17 protein-coding genes and 4 pseudogenes are annotated in these 26980 nt (G+C 69.7%); 12 read left to right on the forward strand and 9 right to left on the reverse strand.

The features are described from left to right. The first annotated feature begins 60 nt into the window (after positions 1–60). Positions 61–666, forward strand: a complete 606-nt coding sequence (locus NF20_RS23590; RefSeq protein ID WP_009979706.1) for a TetR/AcrR family transcriptional regulator — start codon at positions 61–63, stop codon at positions 664–666. Beyond that, a complete protein-coding gene (locus tag NF20_RS23595) occupies positions 656–2893 on the forward strand; it encodes a molybdopterin oxidoreductase family protein (RefSeq protein ID WP_023895746.1) in 2238 nt (745 codons plus the stop codon). Before NF20_RS23590 ends, NF20_RS23595 begins: the two co-directional genes overlap by 11 nt. Here NF20_RS23595 and NF20_RS23600 read toward each other — a convergent pair. Then, the gene (locus tag NF20_RS23600; RefSeq protein WP_033711249.1) at positions 2883–3695 is read right to left on the reverse strand and encodes an alpha/beta fold hydrolase; all 813 of its coding nucleotides are present in this window, start codon (positions 3693–3695) and stop codon (positions 2883–2885) included. The genes NF20_RS23595 and NF20_RS23600 overlap by 11 nt on opposite strands. Positions 3696–3733: 38 nt before the next feature. Beyond that, entirely contained in the window at positions 3734–4600 is an 867-nt protein-coding gene (locus NF20_RS23605; protein WP_023895744.1) for an oxidoreductase, read from the reverse strand. Positions 4601–4712: 112 nt separating this feature from the next. On the opposite strand from NF20_RS23605, the gene NF20_RS23610 reads away from it, so the two are divergent. From NF20_RS23610 to NF20_RS23625, 4 genes are all read left to right on the forward strand, one after another. After that, positions 4713–5696, forward strand: coding sequence for a GlxA family transcriptional regulator (locus NF20_RS23610; protein ID WP_023895743.1), 984 nt, complete (start codon positions 4713–4715; stop codon positions 5694–5696). 293 nt (positions 5697–5989) lie between these two features. Continuing rightward, positions 5990–7501 (forward strand): GMC family oxidoreductase, encoded by a 1512-nt coding sequence (locus NF20_RS23615; RefSeq protein WP_033711239.1) that lies wholly within the window; start codon positions 5990–5992, stop codon positions 7499–7501. A 181-nt stretch (positions 7502–7682) separates the two neighbouring features. Continuing rightward, on the forward strand, positions 7683–8558 hold the full coding sequence (locus tag NF20_RS23620) for a LysR family transcriptional regulator (protein WP_023895741.1): 876 nt from the start codon (positions 7683–7685) through the stop codon (positions 8556–8558). A 147-nt stretch (positions 8559–8705) separates the two neighbouring features. Continuing rightward, a complete protein-coding gene (locus NF20_RS23625) occupies positions 8706–9221 on the forward strand; it encodes a Dps family protein (RefSeq protein WP_023895740.1) in 516 nt (171 codons plus the stop codon). Between the two features lie 33 nt (positions 9222–9254). On the opposite strand, the gene NF20_RS23630 is transcribed toward NF20_RS23625, so the two are convergent. After that, positions 9255–11243, reverse strand: a complete 1989-nt coding sequence (locus NF20_RS23630; protein ID WP_033711240.1) for a M13 family metallopeptidase — start codon at positions 11241–11243, stop codon at positions 9255–9257. Positions 11244–11284: 41 nt separating this feature from the next. Between NF20_RS23630 and NF20_RS23635 the strand changes: the two genes are divergently transcribed. Together NF20_RS23635 and NF20_RS23640 are read left to right on the forward strand one after the other, a co-directional pair. Then, positions 11285–11914 (forward strand): hypothetical protein, encoded by a 630-nt coding sequence (locus tag NF20_RS23635; RefSeq protein WP_023900987.1) that lies wholly within the window; start codon positions 11285–11287, stop codon positions 11912–11914. Between the two features lie 8 nt (positions 11915–11922). Further along, complete coding sequence (locus NF20_RS23640; protein WP_009979694.1) at positions 11923–12606, forward strand: hypothetical protein; 684 nt, start codon at positions 11923–11925, stop codon at positions 12604–12606. Positions 12607–12621: 15 nt separating this feature from the next. On the opposite strand, the gene NF20_RS23645 is transcribed toward NF20_RS23640, so the two are convergent. Next, a complete protein-coding gene (locus NF20_RS23645; RefSeq protein ID WP_033711243.1) occupies positions 12622–13161 on the reverse strand; it encodes a helix-turn-helix domain-containing protein in 540 nt (179 codons plus the stop codon). Beyond that, positions 13158–16181: an MMPL family transporter gene (locus NF20_RS23650; protein WP_033711244.1), complete on the reverse strand. Its 3024-nt coding sequence runs from the start codon at positions 16179–16181 to the stop codon at positions 13158–13160. Before NF20_RS23650 ends, NF20_RS23645 begins: the two co-directional genes overlap by 4 nt. A gap of 349 nt (positions 16182–16530) precedes the next feature. Here NF20_RS23650 and NF20_RS28820 point away from each other — a divergent pair. After that, positions 16531–17075 (forward strand): annotated as a pseudogene (locus tag NF20_RS28820) (hemophore). An 85-nt stretch (positions 17076–17160) separates the two neighbouring features. Here the strand turns inward: NF20_RS28820 and NF20_RS23660 are convergent. Continuing rightward, positions 17161–18342: a lysylphosphatidylglycerol synthase transmembrane domain-containing protein gene (locus NF20_RS23660; RefSeq protein WP_003874097.1), complete on the reverse strand. Its 1182-nt coding sequence runs from the start codon at positions 18340–18342 to the stop codon at positions 17161–17163. 168 nt (positions 18343–18510) lie between these two features. Here NF20_RS23660 and NF20_RS23665 point away from each other — a divergent pair, with 168 nt between their 5' ends. Next, positions 18511–19659, forward strand: coding sequence for an AI-2E family transporter (locus tag NF20_RS23665; protein ID WP_011726360.1), 1149 nt, complete (start codon positions 18511–18513; stop codon positions 19657–19659). Between the two features lie 15 nt (positions 19660–19674). Here NF20_RS23665 and NF20_RS23670 read toward each other — a convergent pair. The 3 genes and pseudogenes from NF20_RS23670 to trmB form a co-directional block, all read right to left on the reverse strand. Further along, a pseudogene (locus NF20_RS23670) lies at positions 19675–22543 on the reverse strand (MMPL family transporter). Positions 22544–22601: 58 nt separating this feature from the next. Further along, on the reverse strand, positions 22602–23315 hold the full coding sequence (locus tag NF20_RS23675) for an NYN domain-containing protein (protein ID WP_003874094.1): 714 nt from the start codon (positions 23313–23315) through the stop codon (positions 22602–22604). A 32-nt stretch (positions 23316–23347) separates the two neighbouring features. Beyond that, positions 23348–24127 carry a tRNA (guanosine(46)-N7)-methyltransferase TrmB gene (trmB, locus tag NF20_RS23680; protein WP_081293469.1) on the reverse strand — a complete coding sequence of 260 codons (780 nt, stop codon included), beginning with the start codon at positions 24125–24127 and terminating at the stop codon, positions 23348–23350. Between the two features lie 193 nt (positions 24128–24320). On the opposite strand from trmB, the pseudogene NF20_RS23685 reads away from it, so the two are divergent. Together NF20_RS23685 and NF20_RS23690 are read left to right on the forward strand one after the other, a co-directional pair. Further along, positions 24321–25426 (forward strand): annotated as a pseudogene (locus tag NF20_RS23685) (hypothetical protein). Continuing rightward, positions 25423–26957, forward strand: a pseudogene (locus tag NF20_RS23690) (hypothetical protein). Before NF20_RS23685 ends, NF20_RS23690 begins: the two co-directional pseudogenes overlap by 4 nt. Positions 26958–26980 lie beyond the last annotated feature (23 nt).

Raw genomic sequence — 26980 nt, forward strand, 5'->3', positions numbered from 1 at the left:
GGCTTTCGCGGCGCCCGCGATTATGTATAGCATCATACATATCCGGCCGGAGGAGCGACGATGCGCAGTCCGCGCGAAAAGATGGTGGTCTCGGCCGCGCTGCTGATCAGGGAGCGCGGGGCGCACGCCACGGCGATCTCCGACGTGCTCGAGCACAGCGGCGCGCCGCGCGGATCGGCCTACCACTACTTTCCCGGTGGCCGCACCCAATTGCTTTGTGAGGCAGTCGATTTCGCTGGCGAGTACGTCGCCGCTGTGATCGCCGGGGCCGAGAGCGGCGCCCGGCTGCTGGACACCTTGATCGACACCTATCGGGAACAGCTGCGCGACAGCGACTTTCGCGCGGGCTGCCCGGTGGTGGCGGTCGCCGTGGAAGCGGGTGAACAATCCGACGCGGAGCGGCCGGTGATCGAGCGCGCCGCCGCGGCCTTCGACCGCTGGACCGACCTGATCGCGCAGCGCTTCATCGCCGACGGCATACGACGGCGCCGCGCCGCCGAGCTGGCGGTGCTGGCCACCAGCGCGCTGGAGGGCGCGATCGTGCTGGCCCGGGCGCGCCGCGACCCGGCACCCCTGGACGTCGTGCACCGCCAACTGCGCGACCTGCTGGCCGCAGAACTTGCCGGCGAAACCGCCGCAGGAAGGAAATCCCGACATGACCGGTGAATGGCAACCCAGCGCGTGCATCCTCTGCGAATGCAACTGCGGCATCGTCGTCCAAGTGGAAGACCGCCGGCTGGCCCGCATCCGCGGCGACAAGGCGCACCCCGCCTCGCAGGGCTACACCTGCAACAAGGCGCTGCGGCTGGACCACTACCAGAACAGCCGCGCCCGGTTGATCTCGCCGCTGCGCCGCCGCCCCGACGGCAGCTACGAGGAGATCGACTGGGACACCGCGATCGTCGAGATCGCCGAGGGGTTCAAGCGCATTCGCGACAGCTACGGCGGCGACAAGATCTTCTACTACGGCGGCGGCGGGCAGGGCAACCATCTGGGCGGGGCCTACAGCGGCGCCTTCCTGAAGGCGCTGGGCTCGCGCTACCGGTCGAATGCGTTGGCGCAGGAGAAAACCGGGGAGTCCTGGATCGACGGCCAGCTGTACGGCGGTCACACCCGCGGCGAGTTCGAGCACGCCGAGGTCGCGGTGTTCGTCGGGAAGAATCCGTGGATGTCGCAGAGCTTTCCGCGCGCCCGGGTGGTGCTCAACGAGATCGCGAAGGATCCGGCGCGGTCGATGATCGTCATCGATCCCGTCGTCACCGACACCGCCAAGATGGCCGACTTCCACCTGCGGGTGCGTCCCGGCACCGACGCGTGGTGCCTGGCCGCGCTGGCCGCGGTCCTCGTCCAGGAAAACCTTTGCGACGAAGCCTTTCTCGCCGAGCACGTGCGCGGCGCCGACGCCGTCCGCCAGGCGTTGCGCGACGTGGCGGTGTGCGAGTACGCCGCGCACTGCGGGGTGGACGAGGAGCTGCTGCGCACCGCGGCGCGGCGCATCGGCACCGCGGACAGCGTGGCGGTGTTCGAGGATCTCGGCGTGCAGCAGGCACCCAACAGCACGCTGTGCTCCTACCTGAACAAGCTGCTGTGGATCCTGACCGGGAACTTCGCGAAACGCGGTGGCCAGCATCTGCATTCGTCGTTCGCGCCGCTGTTCGGCCAGTTCTCCGGGCGCACCCCGGTCACCGGCGCGCCCATCATCTCCGGCCTGGTGCCGTCGAACGTGGTGCCCGAGGAGATCCTGACCGATCACCCGGACCGGTTCCGGGCCATGATCGTGGAGAGCAGCAATCCCGCACACTCGCTGGCTAATTCGGCGGCGTGCCGGGAGGCCTTCGCGTCGCTGGAACTGATGGTGGTCATCGACGTGGCGATGACCGAGACGGCCCGGCTGGCGCACTATGTGCTGCCGGCCGCCTCCCAGTTCGAGAAGCCCGAGGCCACCTTCTTCAACCTGGAGTTCCCGCGCAACACCTTTCAGCTGCGCCGCCCGCTGCTGACGCCGCTGCCGGGCACGCTGCCCGAACCCGAGATCTGGGCCCGGCTGGTGCGGGCGCTCGGCGTGGTGACGGAGGCGGATCTGCGGCCGCTGCACGACGCCGCGCGGCGCGGCCGGCACGCCTACACCGAAGCGTTCCTGACCGCTGTGTCCACCAATCCGACTGTGGCGCAGCTACTTCCGTTTGTGCTGTACGAAACGCTGGGGCCCACCCTGCCGGACGGACTGCGTGGCGCCGCCGCGCTGTGGGGCCTGGCCCAAAAGACCGCGCTGACCTATCCGGAGGCGGTGCGCCGCGCCGGTCACGCCGACGGCAACGCGCTGTTCGACGCCATCCTGGACAACCCGTCGGGGGTGACGTTCACCGTGCACGACTACGCGGACGACTTCACGCTGATCAGCCATCCCGACCACAAGATTGCGCTCGAAATCCCGGCGATGCTGCAAGAATTGGCGAAGCTGTCGAGCGGCCCGCCGCGGCTGACCACCGAAGAGTTCCCGATCGTGCTGTCGGTGGGGGAGCGGCGCGCCTATACCGCCAACGACATCTTCCGCGACCCGTCCTGGCGCAAACGCGATGCCGAGGGTGCGCTGCGGGTCAGCGTCGAAGACGCCCAGGCCCTCGGGCTGGCCGACGGGTGCCGCGCCCGGATCAGCACCGCGGCGGGCAGCGCCGATGTCACCGTCGAGATCAGCGAGACCATGCTGGCCGGTCATGCCGCGTTGCCCAACGGTTTTGGGCTGGACTACGTCGGCGACGACGGGCGCACCGTCGTTCCCGGGGTGGCGCCGAACGCGCTGACCTCCACTCAGTGGCGCGACCCCTACGCCGGCACACCGTGGCACAAGCACGTCCCGGCGCGGATCGAGGCTTTGGCAGACGCTAGGCGGTGACCGCGCCGACACCGCTGGAGTCGACCTCCTCGGAGTCGAATTCCAGCACCGCCCGGGCGAACTGATCCGGGTCGTAGTCGATCGCCTGGTGCCCCTGTCCGTGCAGGGCCACGATCGTGGCGCCCGGGATCATCGCGGCGAGGACCGCGGTGGCCGCCCGCAAATACGCGGGGCTCTCGGTGCCGAGCAACATGCGGACCGGTGTGGTGATGTTCGCATGCCGCTCCGTTAAGCGGAAGGCGCGGGTCTGCGCGAGTTCCCGGCCGGCGGTATGCCGGATCGACCCCGCGAGGTACGGAAACTCGCGGTTGGCAAGGTCTTTGATGGCCGACTCGGGTAGCTGCAGGGTTTCGCGGTAGAACGCTTCGAGGATGTCGCGTGGGTCGGACAGCGCCGTGATCCGTGCCCAGCCCCCAGGCGAGCCGACGTCGAGGCCGGGCGAGGGTATGGGCGGCTCGTAGAGCACGATCCGCCGGAAGGCGCGTGTGATCGGGGCGGCGTCCAGGACCGCCAACGCCCCGTAGGAATGCCCGACGACGTAGACGTCGCCGCCGACGGCCTCGGCAACGGCCGCGACGTCCTCGGCCTCCCGGCCCAAGCTGTAGGGTTCGGCCTCGGCCGTGCTGAGTCCCCGGCCGCGGCGGTCCATCGCGTGCACCGTGTAGCGCCGCGCCAGCACCGGCGTCACCGGGCGCCAGCGGGCCCTGGTGCCGGTGCTGCCGTGCACCAGCAGCAAAGGCGGTCCGGCACCGACGGATTCATAGCCGATGACGGTGTCGTCGGGGGAGACCACGGTTGCCATGGTCGTTCCGTGGAGCACACGCTTCGCAAGGTTCGGCGTCATCGACTGCGCGCAGCTCGGTGTGGGGTGGCGACGGGCGGATAGTCGACGGATTTACTCAACTCCGCCCACCGGTTCGCCTCGGCAATCTGCTGATGTGACTTGGCCAGCGCGGCACTGAGCGCATCGGAGCCGAGTAGCAGCCGCAGTGGCGGATCGTCGGCCATAACCACCTCGATGATCGCGTGTGCGGCGCGGGCGGGATCGCCCGGAGCGTTGCGGTTGAAACCAGCGCGGCGGCGGTTCATCGCACCGACGGTGCTTTCGTAGTCCGGCGAGACGGTCGCGACGGCCATCGACGAGCCGGCCCATTCCGTGCGCAAGGCCCCCGGTTCGGCGATCGTCACCTTGATACCGAGCGGAGCTACCTCCGCGGCGAGTGCCTCCGAGAACCCTGCGACGGCGAACTTGGACGCCTGGTACCCGGCGATGCCCGGGGATCCACCAACGCGGCCGCCAACCGAGGAGATCTGCACGATGTGGCCGGCCCGTTGCCGGTGCAGCACGGGGAGCGCGGCTTTCGTGACGTTCACGACACCGAAGAAGTTGGTTTCCACCTGCGCGCGGAAATCGTCGTCGGAAACCTCCTCCACGGGTGTGGAATTGGCGTAACCGGCGTTGTTCACCACGACGTCGATCCGGCCGAACGCCGTGACGGCGGCCGCGATGGCACGCCGCGCGGCAGCTCGATCGGTGACGTCGAGCTCACAAGCCCGGATCCGGGGACCGTACCGGTCGACGAGCTCATCGAGCTGTGCGGGGCGACGGGCGGTCGCGACGACCTGGTCACCACGGTCAAGCACCGCGGTCGTCAGGGCGCGGCCGAGCCCGCGCGAGCTGCCGGTGATGAACCACGTCTTCGGCATTCCCCGTCCCCTCACCCGTCGGCCGGCCGCCGAGCCTGTGCGGACAGTGTCGCGCGAGGGCCGGAACTTCGGGCCTGGCCGATCCGACAGATTTCCCATAAAAAGCGACACAATGAGATTCGTGGCCGACAGCAGTGCAACCCCGCGCGTCGTGGTGATCGTCGTCTTCGACGATGTGACGATGCTCGACGTCGCGGGAGCGGGTGAGGTCTTCGCCGAGGCCAACCGATTCGGCGCCGACTACCTGCTCAAGATCGCGTCGGTGGACGGCCGCGACGTCACCACCTCGATCGGGACCCGGCTGGGCGTCACGGACGCGGTGTCGTCGATCGAGTCGGCCGACACCGTTTTGGTCGCCGGCAGCGACAACCTGCCCCGGCGGCCGATTGATCCCGAGCTCGTCGAGGCGGTCAAGTCGGTGGCGGACCGCACCAGGCGACTCGCCTCGATTTGCACGGGCTCATTCATCCTGGGGCAGGCCGGCCTGCTGGACGGCAGGCGTGCCACCACGCACTGGCATGACGTGCGGTTGTTCGCCCGAGCCTTCCCGGAAATCACCGTCGAACCGGACGCGCTGTTCGTCTGTGACGGCGATGTGTTCACCTCGGCCGGGATATCGTCAGGCATCGACCTGGCGTTGGCGTTGGTCGAAATGGATTACGGCACTGAGTTGGTTCGCGCCGTTGCCCGATGGTTGGTGGTATACCTCAAGCGCGCGGGCGGGCAGTCGCAATTTTCGGCGTTGGTCGAGGCCGAACCCCCGCCGCAGTCTCCGTTGCGTAAGGTCACGGCGGCGATCTCGGCCGACCCGGCAGCCGACCACAGCGTGAAAAGCCTTTCGGCGCGTGCGTCTTTGAGTACACGTCAGCTGACGAGGTTGTTTCAGTCCGAATTGGGGACCACCCCGGCGCGCTACGTCGAGATGGTTCGAATCGACGCCGCCCGCGCCGCCCTCGACGCTGGCCGCAGCGTCGCCGAGAGCGCCCGACTGGCCGGCTTCGGAAGCGCCGAGACGCTGCGCCGGGTGTTCGTCGAACACCTCGGTCTCTCACCGAAGGCCTACCGGGACCGGTTCCGGACTGCGGCACGCGGATGACGCTGCAGCAGCTGTGGTCGCACCAGCTCCGCACCGCCGCGTGGGGCCGAGCCCGGCACCGAAATGCGGTGCGGCCGTTGCGCCGATCCGTGTGATGCGCTTATCGCATAGCCCCATATCACAGAAGCACTTATGGCCGCTGCCGGATCCACGTTAGTGTCCTACGCATGTGGCGGGGGGACGGCGGCGTCCCCGTGATCAGCCCGCCGCCCGCCCACCTTTTCCGATGATCAGAGGCTTCCACCAACGGCTGCTACGGGGCGGCGTCATATCTACTCCTCGAGGGGAATGCATTGTCACAGCGCGAGTTACATGACGTCGTCGTTGTCGGCGCGGGCACCGCCGGGTCCGTGGTCGCTGCCCGGCTGACAGAAGACAGCACGTTGCGTGTGCTTTTACTGGAGACCGGCAGCGCCCGTCCTCCCCGTGCGAGCATCACGCCACCGGCCTGGCCGACTCTGCTGCAGGGCGAGGCTAGCTGGGGAGACGTGACCACAGTGCAAACGGCAATCGGCCGAGCCGTTCCCTTTGCGCGAGGTCGCGGCATCGGAGGATCGTCGACCATCAATGCGATGGTGTTCGCCCGGGGACATCGCGACAGCTACTCACGCTGGCGTGACAACGGCGCGGCGGGTTGGGGTTTCGACGAATTGCTCCGCTACTTCAAGCGCAGTGAATCGACGTGCGGCAAGGACCCGTCCCTGCGCGGACAGGACGGTCCGATGGCGGTGGCTCCGGCAGCCCACCCCAACCCGGTACTGGTCGCATGTCTTTGCGCCGCAATACAGCAGGGCTACCCGCGAGCCGTAGACATCAGCGGCGGCCTTGAGGTGGGCTTCGGCTTCACCGATCTCAACATCGTCGATGGGAAGCGGCAGAGCGCGGCAGACGCCTACCTGCTGCCGGCGCTTGATCGGCCCAACCTTGAATTTCACTCTGGCGCAACGGTTCACCGGCTTCGCATCCGCGGGAGTCGCTGCGCCGGCGTCGAGTACACCACCGCCGAGGGCCGGCAGGCGACGGCGGCGGCCCGGGAGATCATCTTGTGCGCGGGCGCAATCGGGTCGCCGCATCTGCTGCTGGCTTCCGGAATCGGGCCGCCGAACCATCTCCGGTCCTTCCGGGTCGACGTCGCCCTGGAGTTGCCTGGGGTCGGTGCGAACCTGCAGGATCATCCGATCGTTCCGCTGGTCTATCGCGCCGCGCGTCCCGTGCCGGCCGGCCGGTACAACCACGGGGAGCTGCTCGGGCTCATCCGGCGCCACGCAACCGGCGGACCGCCGGAGATCCAGATCTTCGGCGTCGACTCCGCGGACGTTCCGGGCCTCGGCGGAGCCGATGGATACGTGCTGGGAGTCTCCGTCATGCAGCCAGTCAGCCGCGGGCGCGTCGGACTTTCGGGCCCCACCATCCAGGAGCCGCCCGCCATCGACCCGAGCTACCTCAGCGACGATCGCGACATGGGCCTCATGATCGAGGGTCTGCGGATCGGCCGCAAAATCGGGATGTCGCAGGCGCTCGATCCATGGAGGGCCGAGGAACTCGCACCCGGCGACGACGCCGTCGACGACGCGGCGCTGCGCTCGTACATTCAGCGGTCCGTCGCGTCCTACTTTCACCCGGTTGGCACGTGCGCGATGGGTACTGGGCCGGAGTCGGTCGTGGACAATCAATTACGTCTGCACGGCATCGATAACCTTCGCATAATAGACGCTTCGGTGATGCCCTCGCTCCCATCGAACAACACCGCCGCAACGGTCTACGCAATCGCCGAACGAGGCGCCGATCTCGTTCGTCTCGGATGACCGGTCCTGCTCGGGCGTGCACGGTTCATCCCCTGGCTCCTCTCGTCGACAAGGGGTAATCGCATGTGATCGCGTGATCCCTTGTCGGGCAACCCAGCTCGGAAGGCCTCTTTGACCGCATGCGAAGCGCGCTATGCTGCTGGCCGTATCGGCGGTCGGCGGTCCGGAATAGAGGTGTGTCATGGCGACGCTGCTGCAGCTGAAAGCCTTCCTTGCGGTTGTCGACCAGGGCGGCTTCACCGCCGCGAGCCGTTCGCTGGGCATGTCGCAACCAGCGGTCAGCCGCGCCGTCGCCGGCCTCGAAAGGGAATTGGGATCACCGCTGCTGATTCGGCATCGGGATCGCATCCTGCTCAACGCGCCCGGGAAGCGCGCACTGGCGCACGCCCGTTCAGCGGTGCGGCACTTGGACCAAATGCGCGCAGAGGTGTCGGCTGCCGCGAAGCTCAGAGGCACGCTGCGCATTGCGAGCCTGCCCTACACGACTGAGTTGCTCATCGCTCCGCAGCTGCAGAAGTTTTCCGAACGGCATCCATCTGTGGAAATCCGGGTGTTGGAAGGGGGTGAGCCGGAAATCCGCGACTGGCTCGACCTGGGCGCCGCGGACGCAGGCGTAATCTCCCTTCCTGCAACCGGATTGAGCGCGGCATTCTTGGCCGCGCAGGACATGGTTGCGGTACTGCCCTCCGAACATCGCTTGGCCGCGTTCAGCGAGGTTCACTACGCCGATCTGGCCAAGGAGCCATTCATTCGCTCCACCGGAGGATGCGCACACATTTTTATGGCGGTGGCCGATCAAGTGGGTGTCGAATTCGATGTCGCTTTCGAGGCCCATGGGTTGATGGCGGTGCTTGAGATCGTGACCGCGGGCCTGGGCGTCAGTATTGTGCCGGTCGCCGCGGTAGCGAGCCCCCGAGCCGGGATAGCCGTCAAGCGGCTTGTCCCGAAGACCACCCGCAACCTCGCTGTCGCCGTCAGCGCGAGCGCCGGCTCAGCGGCCCGAGCCTTCCTCGAACAGATCGCGGCTCTCGATGGCAGCGAGCGGGCGGGAGCATGAGCACTAGCGAGCACGCGGTGTCTCTATCTGTGGGAAACATGACCCTTTCGCCCTCTATGCCCGGGTCTTTCCTGACGTTGAATACCGCAGAGGACACGGTGTTTACGCAACTCTGCCGGTATTGCAGTTCAAGTTAGGAGATCAACCGTGGCAGCTACCACACCTCTCGCGAATGGGCGGGCGGCCCGACGAGCCGAAGCAGAGGTCGGCGTCTTCACGGCGTCCCCGCAGTTTGCCGCCAACCTGCAGCAAGTGCTGGTTGATCTCATCGAGCTGCACCTGCAGGCTAAACAAGCCCACTGGAATATCGTGGGAGTCAACTTCCGCGACCTGCACTTGCAGCTGGATGAACTCATCGACGCGGCGCGCGAGGCCGGCGACAACATTGCCGAGCGGCTGCGCGCCTTGGCAGCCACTCCGGATGGCCGGTCCGACACCGTCGCAGCGACGACCAGCCTGCCGCAGTTCCCCGCCGGCGAGCAGGACACCAGGGTTGTCGTGGATCTGATCACCACGCGTGTTTACGCGACGGTCGATACGATCCGATCGGTGCACGACGCCGTGGACGCAGAGGATCCCACTACGTCGGACCTGCTTCACGAGATCATCGACTCGCTGGAGAAGCTCGCGTGGATGATCAAATCGGAGAACCGAACGATTTAACTCGTTGGCGTCACCAGGCGCGGCCGCTGCCCGTCAGTTCCAGATCTTGACCCGCCGGTCGGGCTCCAGGAACAGCGCGCCCTCCTCGGCGCCCTCGAAGGCATCGTAGAAGGCGTCCATGTTGCGGATCACGCCGTTGCAGCGGAACTCCGGCGGTGAGTGCGGGTCCACCGCGAGTCGCCGGATCGCTTCGGCCTCACGGGATTTGGTTCGCCACACCTGCGCCCAGCCGTAGAACACGCGCTGCACCCCGGACAGGCCGTCGATCACGGGGGCGGGCTGCCCGTTCAGCGACAACTGGTAGGCCAGCAGCGCGATCGACAGGCCGCCCAGATCGCCGATGTTCTCCCCGACCGTGAACGCCCCGTTCACGTGGTAGCCGCTGGGCAGACCGCGCGGCGTGTAGGCGTCGTACTGTTCGATGAGAGCCTTTGTGCGGGAGGCGAATTCGGTCCGGTCGGCGTCGGTCCACCAGTCGACCAGGTTGCCGTCGCCGTCGTATTTCGCGCCCTGGTCGTCGAAGCCGTGGCCGATCTCGTGGCCGATCACCGCGCCGATGCCGCCGTAGTTGGCGGCGTCGTCGGCCTCGGCGTCGAAGAACGGCGGCTGCAAAATGGCCGCCGGGAACACGATCTCGTTCATGCCCGGGTTGTAGTACGCGTTGACCGTCTGCGGCGTCATGAACCATTCGTCGCGGTCCACCGGCCCGCCGAGCTTGGCCAGCTCCCGGTCGTGGTTGACGGCGTAGCCCCGCTGGTAGTTGCCGTACAGGTCGCCCCGGTCGATCACCAGCGCGGAGTAGTCGCGCCACTTGGCCGGGTAGCCGACCTTGGCGGTGAACTTGTCCAGCTTGGCCAGCGCCCGCTGCCGGGTCTGCGGTGTCATCCAGTCCAGGTCGCTGATGCTGATCCGGTAGGCCGCCCGCAGGTTGCTCACCAGCTCGTCGATGCGGGCCTTGGCTCCGGGCGGGAAATGCCGTGCCACATAGAGCTTTCCGACGGCGTCCCCCATCAGGCTCTCGACCAGGGAGACCGCCCGCTTCCACCGGTCGCGGATCTGCTCGGCACCGGTCAGCAGGCGACCGTAGAAGTCGAAGTCGGCTGCCACCAGCTCGTCGGTCAGCCAGCCGGCGCGGGCCCGGATGACTCGCCACCGCGCCCACCATTTCCACTCGTCGAGGTCCAGGCTTTCCCACAGCGCCGCGAAGGCGGTCAGGTAATCGGGTTGACGCACAACGAGTTCGGCCACCGCGTCGGGTGTGGCGCCCAGCGCCTGCAGCCAGCCGTCCCAGTCGAAGCCGCTGCCCTCGGTGCGCAGGTCGGTGAAGGTGCGCAGGTTGTAGGTGAGGTCGGCGTCGCGACGCTTGACCACATCCCAGTGCGCGGCAGCCAGTTTGGCCTCCAGGGCCACGATGCGGGCCGCGGTCTCGGCGTGGTCGTCGGCCGAACCGCCGAGTACCAGGCGCAGCATCCGGGCGATGTGTCCGGGGTAGGCGGCCAGCACCTCGGCGTGCTGCTCGTCGCGGAAGTACGACTCGTCGGGCAGGCCGATGCCGGACTGCGTGACGTGCACCAGGTAACGGGCCGAGTTCTTGGCGTCGGTGTCCACATACAGCGCGACGCCGCCGCCGACGCCGGTGCGCTGCAGCGCACCCATCACCGCCGCCAGGGCGGCGGCGTCGGCGGCCTCGTCGATGAGCGCCAGCTCGTCGAGCAGGGGCTGCAGGCCGCGGCGCTGCACGGTGTCCTCGTCCAGGAAGCTGGCGTACAGGTCGCCGATGCGTTGGGCGTCGTCGCCGCCGGCGGCCGCACCCTGCTCGCTGGCCTCGACGATCAGGTCGCGCACCTGCTCCTCGGCGCGGTCGTAGAGCTGCCGGAAGGCGCCGTCGGTGGCCCGGTCGGCGGGTATCTCGTATTCGGCCAGCCAGCGGCCGTTGACGTGACCGAACAGGTCGTCTTGCGGGCGGATGCTGTCGTCGACATGGCTCAGGTCGATCCCCGAGCGGATGGCCGTATTCGTCACCCCGCCATCCTTCCATCTTTGCCGGGTGCGACGATCGGGCCATGTCCGACGGCGAGCGAACCGAGCCACCTGCCGAACGAGATTCCGTTGCCGACGAACCGCCCGAAGCCGCGGACGGCGGAATCTTCTCCCATTACGGCGTCGCCTCAACGGTTCTCGGCGTGCTGTCGGTGGCCGCGGTGGTGCTCGCCGCCCTGATCTGGTCCGACCACCGCGACCAGGTCGCCGAGCGCAGCTATTTGAGCCGGGTCATGCAGACCGCCGCGGACTGGGCGAACGTGCTGATCAACATGAACAGCGGCAACGTCGACGCCAGCCTGCAGCGGCTGCACGACGGCACGGTCGGTGAGCTCAACACCGACTTCGACGCCGCGGTGCAGCCCTACCGGGCGGTGGTGGAGAAGCTGCAGTCCAAGAGCAGCGGGCGGGTGGACGCGGTGGCGATCGAAACCGTGCACCACGACCTGGACGCCCAGCCGGGCGCCGCGCGGCCGCCGGTCACCACCAAGCTGCCGCCGTTCGCCACCCGCACCGACTCGGTGCTGCTGGTCGCCACCTCGGTGAGCGAAAACGTCGGCGCCAAGCCGCAGACCGTGCACTGGAGCCTGCGCCTGGACGTCTCCGACGTGGACGGCAAGCTGATGATCTCCGGGCTGTCCTCGATCAGGTGAGAGATGCGATGAGAAACATCTGGCGGTTGTTCGCCTTCGACATCGCGGCCCCGGTGGCCGCGATTGCGGCCCTGCTGGCCATCGGCGTGGTGCTCGGCTGGCCGCTGTGGTGGGTGTCGGCGTGCTCGGTGCTGGTGTTGTTGATCGTCGAGGGCGTGCTGATCAATTTCTGGCTGCTGCGCCGCGATTCGGTCAGCCTCGGCACCGACGACGACGCGCCGGGGCTGCGGTTGGCGGTGGTGCTGCTGTGCACGGCCGCGCTGGCGGCGGCCGTCGCGACCGGCTACACGCACTGGACCAGGGCCGACCGCGACTTCACCGACGACTCCCACAAGGTCGTCGCGATCGCCACCGGCATGGCCGAGTCGATGGCCTCGTTCAGCCCGACCGCCCCGACCGGCGCTATCGACCGGGCCGCGGCGATGGTGGTGCCCGAACACGCCGCGGCGTTCAAGGAGCAGTACACCAAGTCCAGCGCCGAGCTGGCCCAGCACAACGTCACCGCGCAGGCGGCCACGGTGTCGGCCGGCGTCGAGGCCCTCGGCCCCGCGGCGGCCAGCGTGGCGGTGATCCTGCGGGTGACCCAGAACGCGCCCGGGCAGCCGCCCAGCCAGGCCGCGCCGGCGCTGCGGGTGACGCTGACCAAGCGGGGCGGCGACTGGCTGGTCGCCGACGTGCTGCCGATCAGATGACCGATCGGATGAGGCTCAGTTGGATTCGGCCGAGCGGGCGGACTTCACCTTGACGAACCGGTCGGACAGCCGGCGGATCCGGATCATCAGCGCGGCCGTCGGGCTGGTGCTGCCGTCCAGGTAGCTGCCCAGCTCCTCGGCGCTGACCCCGATGCGGGACGCGAACTCCTGCTGGCCCAGGCCGGACCGATCGATGAGCAGCCGCACGTGGCGGGCCACCTCGGCGCGCTCGTTGGCCTCCAGGTGGGCGCGGGCACGCTCGAGTACCTCCCACAGCGCCTTGGCGATGCCGTAGGGCCGGGTGCCGTCGAGCACCTCTTCGACCTGGCGCGCGGTGCGGCCGTACGGGTCGCGCTTCAGCGCGCCCGCGATGCGCTTCCAGGTGGCGATGTCACCGCCCTGCAGAGCCGAACGGATGGCGGCGGTCGGCCAGAATTCCACCGGCTGGTCGAGGTCCGGCAGCGGGGCGGACGGGCCGCCGCCGCGGTTGCGCTGGTCCCCCGGGGCCGGCCGGTGCGGCGGCGAAGCCGGGCGTCGGTCGGGTGCCAACGTCACCTCGCCTCCTCCAGCATCGCGACGGCCACGGCCAGGCAGCGCTGCCTGATCTGCTCCCAGTCCGCGGGTGCGTCGGCGTCCGGCCCCTGGTCATCCGGGTAATCGCACGGATCGGGATCGGCGAGCCGGCGGACCAACTGGGTGGCGATCCATTGCCGCCTGGATGATTCACAACAGTAATACCTGTCCATTCCGGCCAGCACCACCGCGGCGGTCTCGGGTTCCAACGCATCCACCATGTCTGCAAAGTCGGCGTAATCGCGGCGACTGTTACGGCACATGAGCAGGTAGCCCTTCAGCCGCAGTGTCTCGGCGCCCGTCGGGACCAGCAACCGGTCGCCGGTGGGCAGCTGCACATTGGTGGTCTCCACCGGGCTGCGCCGCCGAAACCGCGGCCGGTCGGCCCCGCTGTCCGGGTCCGTCTGCAGCGCGTCCAGCGCCACCGACAGCCGTCCCCGCCACAGCGTCACCGGGTGCACGGGCCGGTCGGTCCCGGCGATGGCCTTGGCGATGCCGTTGCGCCCATTGCGCGCAGCCGGCTTCTTGGCCCCCGCCGAACCGTTGGTGTGACCGTTGCTGCCGGTCTTCTCGCCCGGGCCCGCCGCGACGCCGACCTTCTCCTCGCGCAGCGCCACCTGGTGCGGGATCTGCCCGGGCCCCAGGCCCCGGGCCGGGTCCGCGCCGGCCGCCGTGGTGCGGCCGCAGCCGGTGAACGCCAGCGGATCGGTGACGCAGATGGCGTCCGGCGCCAGGTGCTTGAGCTTGGCGGCGGACTTGAGCACCATCCGCAGGTCGGCGCTGGGCGCGGTGAGCGCCGAGATGTCGTCGGGAATCACCACGACGTCGCCCAGGTCGACCTCCGGCAGCGGCCGGTCGAAGTCCACCGACGGCAGGACCCGCGACAGCCACGGCGGCAGCCACCAGTTCCACTGGGCGAACATCGCCATCAACGCCGGCACCATCACCAGGCGCACCACGGTGGCGTCCACCGCGATGGCCACCGCGCAGGCCACCCCGATCTCGGCCACCAGCGGCATGCCCGCGAACGCGAAGCCGACGAACACCGCGATCATGATCAGCGCCGCGCTGGTAATGGTGCGGGCGCTGGTGCTGACGCCGTAGGCCACCGCGTCGCGGGTGTTGCCGGAATGCAGGAAGCGCTCCCGGATGCGGGTCAGCAGGAAGATCTCGTAGTCCATCGACAGCCCGAAGGTCATCGCGAGCACCAGCGGGGGAACGGTGCTGTCGATCGAGCTGATCTGGGCGAACCCGAGATCGCGCAGCCACCCCCACTGGAACACCATCACCAGGCTGCCGTAGGCGGCGGCGACCGACAGCAACGTCATCAGCACGCCCTTGAGCGCCAGGAACACCGAGTGGATGGAGACCAGCAGCATCACGAACGCGATCAGCGCGACGAAGCCGAGCACCAGCGGTTCGGTCGCCGAGACCCGGTCGTCGAAGTCCTTGATCAGCGCGGTCGGGCCGCCGACGTCGACCCGCGCGGTGCCCGCCTCGGGCACCTTGGGCAGCTCGGCGCGCATCCAGCCCACGGTTTCGCGCGCCTTCATGTCCTCGGGGTCCACGGACAGCACGGCCGACAGCAACGCGCTGCCGTTGTCCTCGGCGAACTGCGGCGGCGACACCGAGACGATGTTGGGCGCCTGGGCCATCCGCTGGCGGACCGCCCCGACGGTGTGGCTGTGTTCCGGGGACGCGGCCCCGCCGTCGGGGAAGTTGATCAGCACCCGGATCGGGCCCAGCGCACCGGGGCCCAGCGCCTGGGCCGCCGCGCCCACCCCGGCCCGGATCTCGTGCGACGAGTCGAACTGGCGCAGCAGGCTGTTGCCCAGCACCATCGACGCGGCCGGCGCGGCCATCACCAGCAGCACCAGCGACGCCGCCAGCGCCGACATCCACGGCCGGCGCATCACCCAGCCGATCCACCGGTTCCAGAACTTCGACTGGGTGCTTTCCGGGCGCCGCGACCAGTGCAGCAGGGCCGACCGCTTGGCGGCGGCCCGCCCGAACGTGGCCAGCGCGGCCGGGGTCAACGTGGTCGACGTCAGCATCGCGACCGCGACGGCCAGGATCGCGCCGGTGGCCATCGACTTCAGCGCCGGGGTGTTGATCACGTAGATCCCGGTCAGCGAGGCGATGACGGTCATCCCGGACAACACCACGGCCAGCCCGGAGGTGGCCATCGCGGCGTCGACGGCGTCGCGGGGCTGACGGCCGCTGCGCAGTTCCTCGCGGAAGCGCATCAGGATGAACAGCGAGTAGTCGACGGCCAGCGCGATCCCGAACATCGACACCGTCGAGGTGACGAACACCGACATGGTGGTGTACGCGGACAGCAGATAGACCAGCCCCATGGTCACCACCACCGTGCAGATGCCCAGGGCCAGCGGGATGGCCGCCGCGGCCAGCGACCCGAACACGGCGAGCAGCACGATGAGGATGACCGGCAGGTTCCACTTTTCGGCGGCGGCGATGTCGTGCTTGGTGTTGGCCGCCGCGGCCGCGCTCAGCGCGCCCTGCCCGATGACGTAGAGCCGCACCCGCCCGTTGGCGGTCTGGCCGGGCTGGTCGCCCTTGATGCCCACCTTGGTGCGCAGCTGCTTGGCCACGTCGCTGGTGTTGCGGGAATCCAGCCGCACCGACAGCACGTACGGCCGGTCCGGCTGCGGGGGCCGCTGGGTGGGGTTGGGGATCTCGGTGGTTCCCGGGACTTCGGCGGCGATCCGGCGCAGCTGCGCGACGGCGTCGTTCATGTCCTGGTAGCTGGCGTCGGCGCGGGGGGCGGCGACCAGCGCCAGCGACGACCCGCCCTGGTCGTGGTAGAGATCCTCGAGCTGGTCGTGCACGGCCAGCGACTGCGAACCGGCGACGTCGAAACCGCCGCCGGTGAGGTTGCCGGACTGGGTCAGGGCCAAATAGACCGCGGGAACCAACGCCAACAACCAGCCTGCGAAGACCAACCAGCGGTACTTACGCAGGCTGCGGCTCAGGCGCATCATTAACTGCTGGATTTCGTCGCTCCCCGGTTCTCGCGTAACGTGCTCGCGACGATACCGCAGCACGCTGTGGATTATCTTGGCTTATCTGGTTCCTGAGCTGCGGCGACAGCCTTGTTGCCAAGACGCTGCGAAGACGTTGTGAACCGGTGATCGGGCGGGATTTCGGTCACATCCGCAGTTCCGGCTGGCAGCGGTGATCTCGGCGATGGCACGATGTCGGTTGGCCCGGCGGGCCCCGGGGAATGCGGGGAAGCCGGCGATCAGATCCGGCGATCAGCGGGGCCGTTCATCGCAGCCGTTTGCGGGGCGCCGATCTTCGGCGGCCGCCGCAAACCGTAAGGAGTTAGCCATGACGTCAGCCTCCGCTGGACGGCGCCGCAGAATTTTCGCCGGGCTGATCGCCGCCGCCCTGCCCGGCGCCGCCGTCGCGGTGCTGGCCGGGCCGCCCGCGACCGGCGCCAACGACCCGTGCGCGGCCAGCGAGGTGGCCCGCACGATCGGCTCGGTGTCCAAGTCGATGGGCGACTACCTGGACGCGCATCCCGAGACCAACCAGGCCATGACCAGCATGCTGCAGCAGCAGGCCGGGCCGCAGTCGGTGAACGGGCTGAAGTCCTACTTCGACACCAACCCCAAGGTCGCCGGCGACATGACGTCGATCGCGCAGCCGCTGACCAGCCTGTCGCTGCAGTGCAAGCTGCCGATCTCGATCCCGCAGGCGCTGGGCATGGTGCAGCAGGCGCAGGGCGCCGCCGGCGGGCTGCCGGCGCTGCCGGGCAACCCGGCGGGCGCCTCCCCGCTGGGCGGCGCGGCAGGTCCGGCGGGCACCCGCCCGCCGTCCCGCAGCCGGCCGGCCCGCTGTCGGGCCCGCCGCGCGGCAACACCGTCGGGTGACGGCCGTCGACCGTGGGCCTTACGTCGGGCTTCCGGTCGTTTTTGCTGCGTAGGCCACACGCTCGGCGAGCGGCCACGCGCGGCGCTAGACGTCTTTGTCCGGATTCGGATCGGCCGGATTCCGGTCCGGCGGCAGCGGCCCCTGCAGGGCGGTGTCGGTCGGGTCCGGCGGGCCGCCCGGTGTAGGCAGCACGGGCAGCGGGCCGGTGATCGGCTCGTCGTCGGAGTCGGCGATGTTCTCGGTGCGGAATACGAAGAAGAACACCACCCAACCGACCGCGGCGATGAGCAGCCAGCTGATCAGCCGGTAGATCAGCATGGCCGAGATCGCGCTGGGCAGCGACATCCCGCTGGACACCAGCCCCGGCACCAGCACCGCCTCGACCACCAGCAGCCCGCCCGGCATCAACGGTATGGTGCCGACCGCGCGGGCGGCCGCGTAGGCCACGGTCAGCCCGGCCACCGAGGCGTGGTCCCCGGCGGCGTAGGCGGCGAAGCCCAGGCAGGCCACGTCGGCGATCCAGTTGAACATCGACCAGCCGAACGCCACCGAGAGATCGCGCCGGCCCAGGCTCACCGATTCCAGCTGCATCAGCGTCTCGCGCCACTTGTCCAAACCGGTCTCGGCCGGCCGGCCGCGCACCGAGTTGACCCACGCCAGCACCCGGCTGCCGATGCCCTCGATCAGCTCCGGCCGGGACGCGACGGCCTGCGCCAGCAGCAGCAGCGCGACGAAGCCGCCCAGGGTGAACAGCAGCGAGAACGGGTTGTTCTTGGCGCCCAGCAGGAAGGCGCCGCCCAGGCCCAGCAAAGCCAACCCGACCGCCTGCAGCACGCCGGACATCACCAGCTGCCAGGACGCCACCACGGTCGAGGCGCCCCACAGCCGTTGCTGACGGAACAGGAAGGTGGCCGACAATACCGGTCCGCCGGGCAGCGTGGTGCTCAGCGAGTTGGCGGCGTAGAAGGCGGCCTCCGAGCGCAGCTGCTTGACGTGCACCCCCGCCGATTTGAGCAGCGTGCGCTGGATCTGAGCAAAGCTGTGCATCGACGCGGCCGCGGCCACCACCGACGCCAGCAACCACCACCAGTTCGCTTCGTACATGCTCATCCACGCCTTGGCCAGCTGGTCCCAGCCCAGCGAGACCTCGACGGCAAGCACGATGGCCACCACGCCGAGGATCACCCAGCGCACCCACCAGTACCTGCCGCGCGGGGTCTGCTCGCGCGGGAGGTCGAGATTGTGGGCGGGTGCGTCGTGCGGCACGTGACTTAGGGTAACGGTGCAGGTGGCGCGGGGATCGCTGCACGTCGCCGAGTGTGTCAGGGACGTTTTGGGGTCGTGACCGGATCGTGCCGGCGGCGACGGCCCCGGGCGACGCGCAGACGCCCGCGGTCAGGTTTGACGCGGCGTCGCTGCGGATAGGCTGGCGAAATGTCAGCAAACGTCGACGACGCGTCGGTTGAACCCATAGTCCGCAAGACCGCCGCCTGGGCGTGGCGTTTGCTCGTCATCCTGGCCGCCGCGCTGGCGCTGTTCTGGGTGCTGGCCAAGCTGGAGGTGATCGTCGTCCCGGTGCTGGTGGCGCTGCTGTTGAGCGCGCTACTGGTGCCGGTGGTGGACTGGCTGGACCGGCACGGCCTGCCCCGCGGTGGCGCGGTGGCACTGGTGTTGTTGGGCGGCTTCGCGATCCTGGGCGGCATCCTGGCCTTCGTCGTGCTGCAGTTCATCGACGGGCTGCCCGGCCTGACCGAGCAGGTGACCCAGAGCATCGAGTCGACGCGCCGCTGGCTGATCAACGGGCCGGCGCATCTGCGCAGCGAGCAGATCGACAGCGCGGGCAACGCCGCCATCGAGGCGCTGCACAACAACCAGGCCAAGCTGACCAGCGGCGCACTGTCCACCGCGGCCACCGTCACCGAGCTGGTCACCGCGGCGGTGCTGGTGCTGTTCACGCTGATCTTCTTCCTCTACGGCGGGCGCAACATCTGGCGGTACGTGGTGCAGATCGTTCCGGCGCACGCCCGCGAGCGGGTGCACGAGGCCGGCAGCGCCGGATACGGGTCGCTGATCGGCTACGTGCGGGCCACCTTTCTGGTGGCGCTGACCGACGCGGCGGGGGTCGGCGCCGGACTGGCGATCATGGGTATCCCGCTGGCGCTGCCGCTGGCGTCGCTGGTTTTCCTGGGTGCCTTCATCCCGCTGGTCGGTGCGGTTGTCGCCGGTTTCCTGGCCGTGGTGGTGGCACTGCTGGCCAAGGGCATCGTGTACGCGCTCATCACGTTGGGCCTGCTGGTGGCGGTGAACCAGATCGAGGCGCATCTGCTGCAGCCGCTGGTGATGGGCCGCGCGGTGTCGATTCACCCGCTCGCGGTGGTGCTGGCCATCTCCACCGGCGGCGTGCTCGCCGGGATCGTCGGCGCCCTGCTGGCCGTCCCGACGGTCGCGTTCCTCAACAACGCCTTTCAGGTGCTGCTGGCGCCCAACCCGTCCGCGGAAGCCGTCAAGCAGGAAGAAGAGTCCGACGAGCAGAACACCATCCTGCAGGCAGAGCCGGACAAACCCGAAAACGGTTCCGGCTGAGGGGTTTTCAGGCCTTTACAGCCGGCCCTCGCGGCGCAGCAGGTCCTGGGCCGACAGCCCGCCGCCGGCGCGGCGGCGTTGCCGCGCCGGGTCGCCGTTCTCGCCCTGACCGCGCGCGTTCGCCTGGTCGCCGGCCGCATCGGACTCGCTGCCGCCCGAGCCTTCCGCGCGCATCTTCGGCAGGGCGGTGGTGGGTTCGGCGGCGTCCGCGTCGCTGTCGCCGTCGTCGGGCCGGTTGCCGGGCACCGGGATGGCGCGGGTCTGATCCCCGGACGGCGGCGCCGCCTGGGCGGGCGGGCGCTGCGGGGTGGCCGGGCGCGGTTCGGCCGGCCGCTGGCGGCCGGGCGCTCCCGGCGCGGCGAAGCGGGTCGTCTGGGCCTCGGTCGGCTGGTTGGGCCGGGCCGGGATGCGGGTGGTGCTCGCGGCCGGTTCCTGCGCGGGCCGCGGCTCCGCGGAGCGGGCGCGCCGGCCGCGACGGCTCCGGCGCCGCGGGTGGGTGGGTCGTGCGGCGGCGCGGCGCCGCGGCGACCAGGCTGGCCGCCACCGGCGGACGGGCGGGCCGGCCGTTGAGGGTGGGCCGCTTGCGCTCGTCGGGCAGGTCGATCTCGCCCAGCCCGATCTTGTTCTGCAGCCGCCGGGCCCAGCGCGGGGCCCACCAGCAGTCGTCGCCGAGCAGCTTCATCACCGAGGGCACCAGGAACATCCGCACCACGGTCGCGTCCAGCAGCAGCGCCGCCATCAGACCGAAGGCCAGGTACTTCATCAGCACCAGATCGGAGAACACGAACGAACTGGCGACCACGGCCAGCACCATGGCGGCGGCCGTGATCAGCCGCCCGGTGGTCGCGGTGCCGATCCGGATGGCCTCGGCCGTCGACATGCCGCGCTCGCGCGCCTCGACCATCCGCGAGACCAGGAACACCTCGTAGTCGGTGGCCAGGCCGAAACCGACGGCGACGACCAGCGCGATCACCACCACCATCAGCGGCGTCGGGGTGAAATTCAGCACCCCCGACAGGTGACCGTCGACGAAGATCCACGTCAGGATGCCCATGGTCGAGCCCAGCGTGAGCGCGCTCATCAACACCGCCTTGATCGGCAGCACCACCGACCCGAACGCCAGGAACATCAGCAGCAGCGTGGCGCCCAGCAGCAGCACCAGCATCAACGGAGCCTTGTCGAACAGGCTGTGAATGCTGTCCTGCTCGAGTGCCGGCGTGCCGCCGACATACAGGTTCAGGCCTTTCGGCGGGTTCACCGCCCGCAGTTCGGCGATCTTCTTGGCGGCATCATTGCGGTTGGCCAGGCCGTTCTGGATCACCCGCACCGAGCCGTCCTTGGGCACCGTGGTGCCGTTCGGGCCGGGGACGCAGGGGTTCCCGGCGATGGTCGGGCAGGGCCGCTCCTGCCAGGTCTTGTCGGTGAAGCCGCCGATCCCCGAGATCCGGTTGCGGATGTCGGCCACCTGCTGGTCGGTGACCTTGCTGTGGTTGTCGCTCTGGATCACCACGGTCAGCTGCTCGGTGCGGTAGCCGGGGAATTGCTTGTCGAAGTGTTCCTGGGCCAGGCGCACGGGATTGTTGGGGGGCAGGTACTTCTCGCTCATGCCGCCGAACGACAGGTTGCCCAGCGGGATGACCAGCAGGATCATCCCCACGGCGATCGGGATGGCGAAGGCCAGCGGCTTGCGCATCACCCAGTTGACCAGCTTGCCCCAGAAGCCGGCCTCGACCTCTTCGCGGGTTTTGGTCTTCTGCAGCCGGTCGGCCAGCCAGTTGAGGTAGGCCCGCGAATACTTCCAGTTCCGCAGGAACGGCACCCGGAACGCGGTCCGCACCCCCAGCGCGTCGACGTGGCGGCCCAGAATGCCCAGGCAGGCCGGCAGGAACGTGATCGACAGCAGCGCGGCCAGGCCCACCGCGGCGAAGATGGCGTAGGTCAGTGAGTGCACGAAGCCCTGCGGCAACACCAGCAGGCTAGCGCTCGACGCGATGATCAGCACGGCCGAGAACGTCACTGTGCGCCCGGCCGTCATCACGGTTCTTCGCACCGCGGCCTCGGTGTCGTAGCCCTCGGCGATCTCCTCCCGGAACCGGCTCACCACGAAAAGCCCGTAGTCGATCGCGATGCCGAGGCCGATCAGCGACACCACCGGCTGGGCGAAGTAGTGCACCGGCCCGAACACGGCGACCAGCCGCAGGATGCCCAGCGAGCCGGCGATGCTCAGACCGCCCACGATGGCCGGTAGGCCGGCGGCGACCGCCCCGCCGAACACCAGGAACAGCACCACCGCCACCATCGGCACCGCGAGGACCTCCATGCGGCGCTGGTCGGTGGCGATGGTCCCGGTCAGCGCGTTGGCGATCGGCTCCAGCCCGGCGAGCTGCACGGCGCCGCCGTTGAGCTTCTGCATATCCGGGGCGATGGCCTTGTAGTTGTTCAGGATGGTGTCGTCGTCGTCGCCCTTGAGCGGGATGGACACGAAGGTGTGCTTCTTGTCCTCGCTGACCATGCCCTTGATCACCGGGTTGGTGCTGTCCGGCGCCGCCAGCCAGCCGGCCCACCCGACGACCTGGTCGGGATGGTCGGCCTTGAACTTGTTCAGCTCGGCGACCACCTTGTCCCGCCAGCCGGCGTCGTCGACGGTTTTCCCGTCGGGCGTCGTGAAGGTGGCCACCACGTGGCTGGTCCGGTCGCGGCCGTAGGTCTGGTCGCCGAGCACCGACGCCTTGACGGACTGGCTGGCGTCGTCGTAGAAGCCGCTCTGGGTGACGTGCTTGCCCAGGCTGATGCCGAAAACGCCGCCGAGCAGGCACAGAGCTACCGTGACCCCGATCACGATGTACCGATACCGGTACACAGTTCGACCCCACCAGGCGAACACGCAAGCTCCTTACTGGATCGACTTAGTCTGCAGCGACCCACGCATCGGTTTTCCAGTGTCACACACGCGCGGTCAACAGCGCGGACAGCGGCCGGAACGGCTGCAACCACGCACCCTGGTCAGGCAGCGAATCTAGGCCGATCCGCGGCAACGGCTCCCGGAAGACACCGGAGATGTCCTCCAGATCAACGAAGTCCAAGGTATCCGACGCTAGCGCCCAACTCGCATGTTCGCGAAATCCGATCACCGCGACGCTGACCCCGCTGCGGGCGATTTCCTCCAGCGGTTGACGGAACGCCTGACCGTCGGCCGACGCCACCACCAGCGCGGCCAGCCCCTCGGTGCGCCGCAGCTCGATGTGGGCCAGCATGTCGCGGTCGACGTCGCTGTCCTCGTCGATCTTGGGCTTAGCGAACACCGCGAACCCGACGTTGCGCAGGGCGTCCACCCAGGGCCGGACGACCTCGGCGCTGCCCGGCGCGATGTTGGTGAAGACGGTGGCCTCCGGTTCCACGACGACGCCCGGGCGTTCGGCGCTGACCTCGGCGGTGCGGGCCAGCAGCCAGCGCCCCAGGGCGTCGAACCGCGGGCGCTCCAGCGCGGTGGGGCGCCGGCCCAGGATCGAGCCCAGCCCCATGTCGAGGTTGGGGGCGTCCCACACCAGCAGCACCCGTCCGCCCGGGGGCGGGAAGCCGCCCAGCGCGTCACCGGACAGCACCGCCGGCGGCGCGACGGGTTCGGCGCCCGCGGCGGTCGCTTCAGTCAGGCTCATACTTCATCGCCTACTCATCTCGTCGAAGCCGTTCACCGTCTAAGCCAAATGAATTCGGTGACCGCACTGCCCGCGTCCTGAGCCTTCGTCTCGTACTTGGTGGTCGGGCGGGCGACCGAGATCGGCAGCGGGCTGTCCGGGTCGGCCGGGCGCAGCCGGGGCTCGCCCGCGCCGACGTCGGCGATGTGCTCGGCGTAGCCGGCGTGGTCCGTCGCGACGTGCAGGACACCACCAGGGAGTAGCTGGTCGGCGATCAGGCCAACCGTGCCCGGCTGCAGGAACCTTCGTTTGTGGTGCCGCGCCTTGGGCCACGGATCGGGGAAGAACACCCGCACCCCGGTCAGCGACGCCGGCGCGATGAGCAGCTGCAGCACGTCGAGGGCGTTGCCACGGATCAGCCGGATGTTGGTCACGTTGTCGCGGTCGATCGCGCACAGCAGCTGCGCCAGGCCGCGCCGGTAGACCTCCACCGCGATCACATCCACGCCGGGTTCCTGCTTCGCCATCGCGAGCGTGGAAGTGCCGTTGCCACAACCGATTTCGAGCACCACCGGGGCGTTGCGGCCGAACCAGGCGTCGGTGTCCAGCGGCGGCCCGGGGCGGTCGGGATCCTCGGCCGGGCCCACCGACAGGCCTAGTTCGGGCCAGCGGCGGTCCCAGGTCTGGCGCTGGGCATCGGACAGGGTGGATCGCCGGGTGCGAAACGCCGTGGCAGGGAAATAACGCTGCTCGGAGCGGTCCGGTTGCCCGATCGGTGAGTCGGCAGGCATCGTCACCCCGTGCTGCGCATGCATTTGTCCATGGTGGCCCATAAACCCCGGATGTAGCCGCCCCTGGTCCGGATTGATACCCAACAGTTGCGTTGAGCTGGTAACTCATAGACGGTGGCTCGCATCTTGACGACGTGAGTGCCACCATTCGGTGGGGCCGCCCGGCCCCGGCGCTGCACCCGGTAGCGGCCGATCGATCGGGCGATCGGGTCATTTTCGACCGGACAGGCGGGATATGAGGGGACAAGGACACCAGATTTTCGTCGACGAACTGGCACGGTTTGCCGCCGCCGAGGCCGACCCGCGGGTGACGGCGATCGCGCAGCGCGCCGCCGCGCCGCTGCGGGTGGTGGTTCGCGGCCGCCGGGGGGTCGGCCGCCGCACGCTGGCCCGCGCCCTGGACCGGGCCGGACGCGCGACCGGTATCGCGGTGACCACCGACGCGGCCGACGTCGTGGTGCACGTGACCGCCGAGGTGATCAAGCCCGAAGACACCCAGGCCATCTCGACCGCGCGCGCCGCCGGTCACCCGGTGCTGGCCGTGCTGAGCAAGGCCGATCTGGTGGGCTCGCTGTCCGGCCGGGGTGGCGACGGGCCGATCGCGGCGGCGCGGGCCCGGTGCGCCGATCTGTCCGCGCTGATCGGCGTTCCCATCCGGCCGGCGATCGGCCTGCTCGCGGTGGCCGCGCTGGACGACCTGGGCGACGACCTGTGGGCGGCGCTGCGCACGCTGGCCGCCGACCCCGCGGCCTGCCTCGACGGCTCGATCGCCGGATTCCTGGGCGCCGGGGTCGACGTGCCGGCCGCGGCGCGCGAGCGGCTGCTGGACACCCTCGACCTGTTCGGCACCGCGCTGGCGATCGCCGCGATCCGCCGCGGCGCCGGCCGGCACAGCTGCGCACCCTGCTGCGCCGGATCAGCGGCGTCGACGCGGTGCTGGCCGAGATCGGCGCGCTGGGCGCCGAGGTGCGCTACCGGCGGGTGCTGGGCGCCGTCGCGGAACTGGAGGCGCTGGCCGTCGGCGAGGTCGCGCTCGGCGAGCGGATCAGCGGCTTCTTGTCCCGGGACGACACCGTGGTCGCCCGAATGGCGGCGGCTCTCGACATGGCCGTCGACATGGCCGGGGACATGGCCGGGGAGGCGGCCCCGGGCGATCCGTCCGGTCATCTGGCACGAGCCGTGCGCTGGCAGCGCTACAGCCGGGCGTCGGGCAGCGACCTGCACCGCGCGTGCGGCGCCGACATCGCCCGGGGATCGCTGCGGCTGTGGTCGCAGGCCTGCGCCACGCTGCCCGGCGAACGGCCCGTCGAACTGCCCGTCGAACGGGAGGACCCGGCGTGAGCGGCGACAATCCGGCCGCCGCGGTTGATGCGCTGGTGGCAGCCGTCAGCCCGGGGCTGGATCCGCCGGCGGTGCACCGCAGCGACGCGGTGCTGGTGACCGGGCCGTGGATGGCCGGGGTCACCGCGGTGGCCGCCGCGCTGCAGGAGCGGCTGCCGCAGCACAAGTTCGTCGAGTCGACGGACCTCGGGCCCGGCGAGGTGCCGACCGCGGTGGTGTTCGTGGTGTCGGCGGCCGCGCACCTGACACCCTCGGACTGCGCGCTGCTGGACGCCGCGACCGAACACACCGACGCGGTGGTGGGGGTGGTGTCCAAGATCGACGTGCACCGCGGCTGGCGCGAGGTGCTCGCCGCCAATCGCGACACCCTGGCCGCGCACGCGCCCCGCTACGCCCGGGTGCCCTGGGTGGGTGCGGCGGCGCTGCCCGACGTCGGCGAACCCGACGTCGACGACCTGGCCAAGACCGTCGCGGCGCAACTCGACGACGCCGACCTGGCCCGGCGAAACAGGTTGCGGGCGTGGGAATCCCGCTTGCGGACGGTGGCGCGGCGGTTCGACCGCGAGGTCGAGGCCCCCGGCCGGCGGGCCCGGGTCGAGGCGCTGCGCGAAGAGCGCGGCACCGCGCTGCAGCAGCGGCGCCAGGCCAAAACCGAGCGCAGCATCACGCTGCGCGGTCAGATCCAGCAGGCCCGGGTGGCGCTGTCGCACTCCGCGCGCAACCGGTGCGCGTCGGTGCGCACCGAGCTGCAGGAGCACGCGGCGGGCCTGTCCCGGGGCAAGTTGTCCGGCTTCGAGGCGCACACCCGCGACCGGCTGGCCGAGGTGGTCGCCGAGGTCAGCGACGGCACCGACACGCAACTGGCCGACACCGCACAGGCGGTGGGGGTGGCGGTGGACCTGCCGGCCCTCGAGCAGCTGCCGGCGGTGGAGGTCTCGCCGCCGCCGCTGAAATCACGCCGGCAGGAAACCTGGCTGATGATCCTGCTCGGCGTCGGGTTCGGGCTCGGGGTGGCGCTGACGCTGAGCCGGCTGATGAGCGGGCTGGCGTCCCGGCTCAGCCGGCACTGGCGGTGGCGGCCGCCGTGGTGTGCGTGCTGATCTCGGTGGCGCTCACCTTCCTGGTGATCAACATCCGCGGCCTGCTGCGGGACCGGGCGCTGCTGGACCGCTGGGCGGGTGACGCGACGGCGTCGCTGCGCTCGGTGGTCGAGGAGCTGGTGGCCACCCGGGTGCTGGTGGCCGAGTCGGTGCTGAGCAAGGCGCTGCTGGCCCAGGACGAGGCCGAGAACGCGGCGGTGTCGGCGTCGGTCAGCGCCATCGACACCGAGCTGCGCGAGCACGCCCTGGCCGCCGCCCGGGCAGCGGCCGCGCGGGATCGGGAGATGCCGGCGGTCACGGCCGCGCTCGAAGCCGTGCGTGCAGAACTCGGCGAACCGGGTATACAACCGGGCGGAAGTCCCGCCGAAGATGCCGGCGGTGAGAAAACCGAAAAACCCGCTTCGAGGAGCGAAGATGGCGACCGGCCGTGAGCTTCTGAATCGTTGTTGTGAGA

Origin of the sequence: Mycobacterium sp. MAC_080597_8934 (assembly GCF_000523975.1) — a bacterium.
Taxonomy (GTDB): Bacteria; Actinomycetota; Actinomycetes; order Mycobacteriales; family Mycobacteriaceae; genus Mycobacterium; species Mycobacterium avium.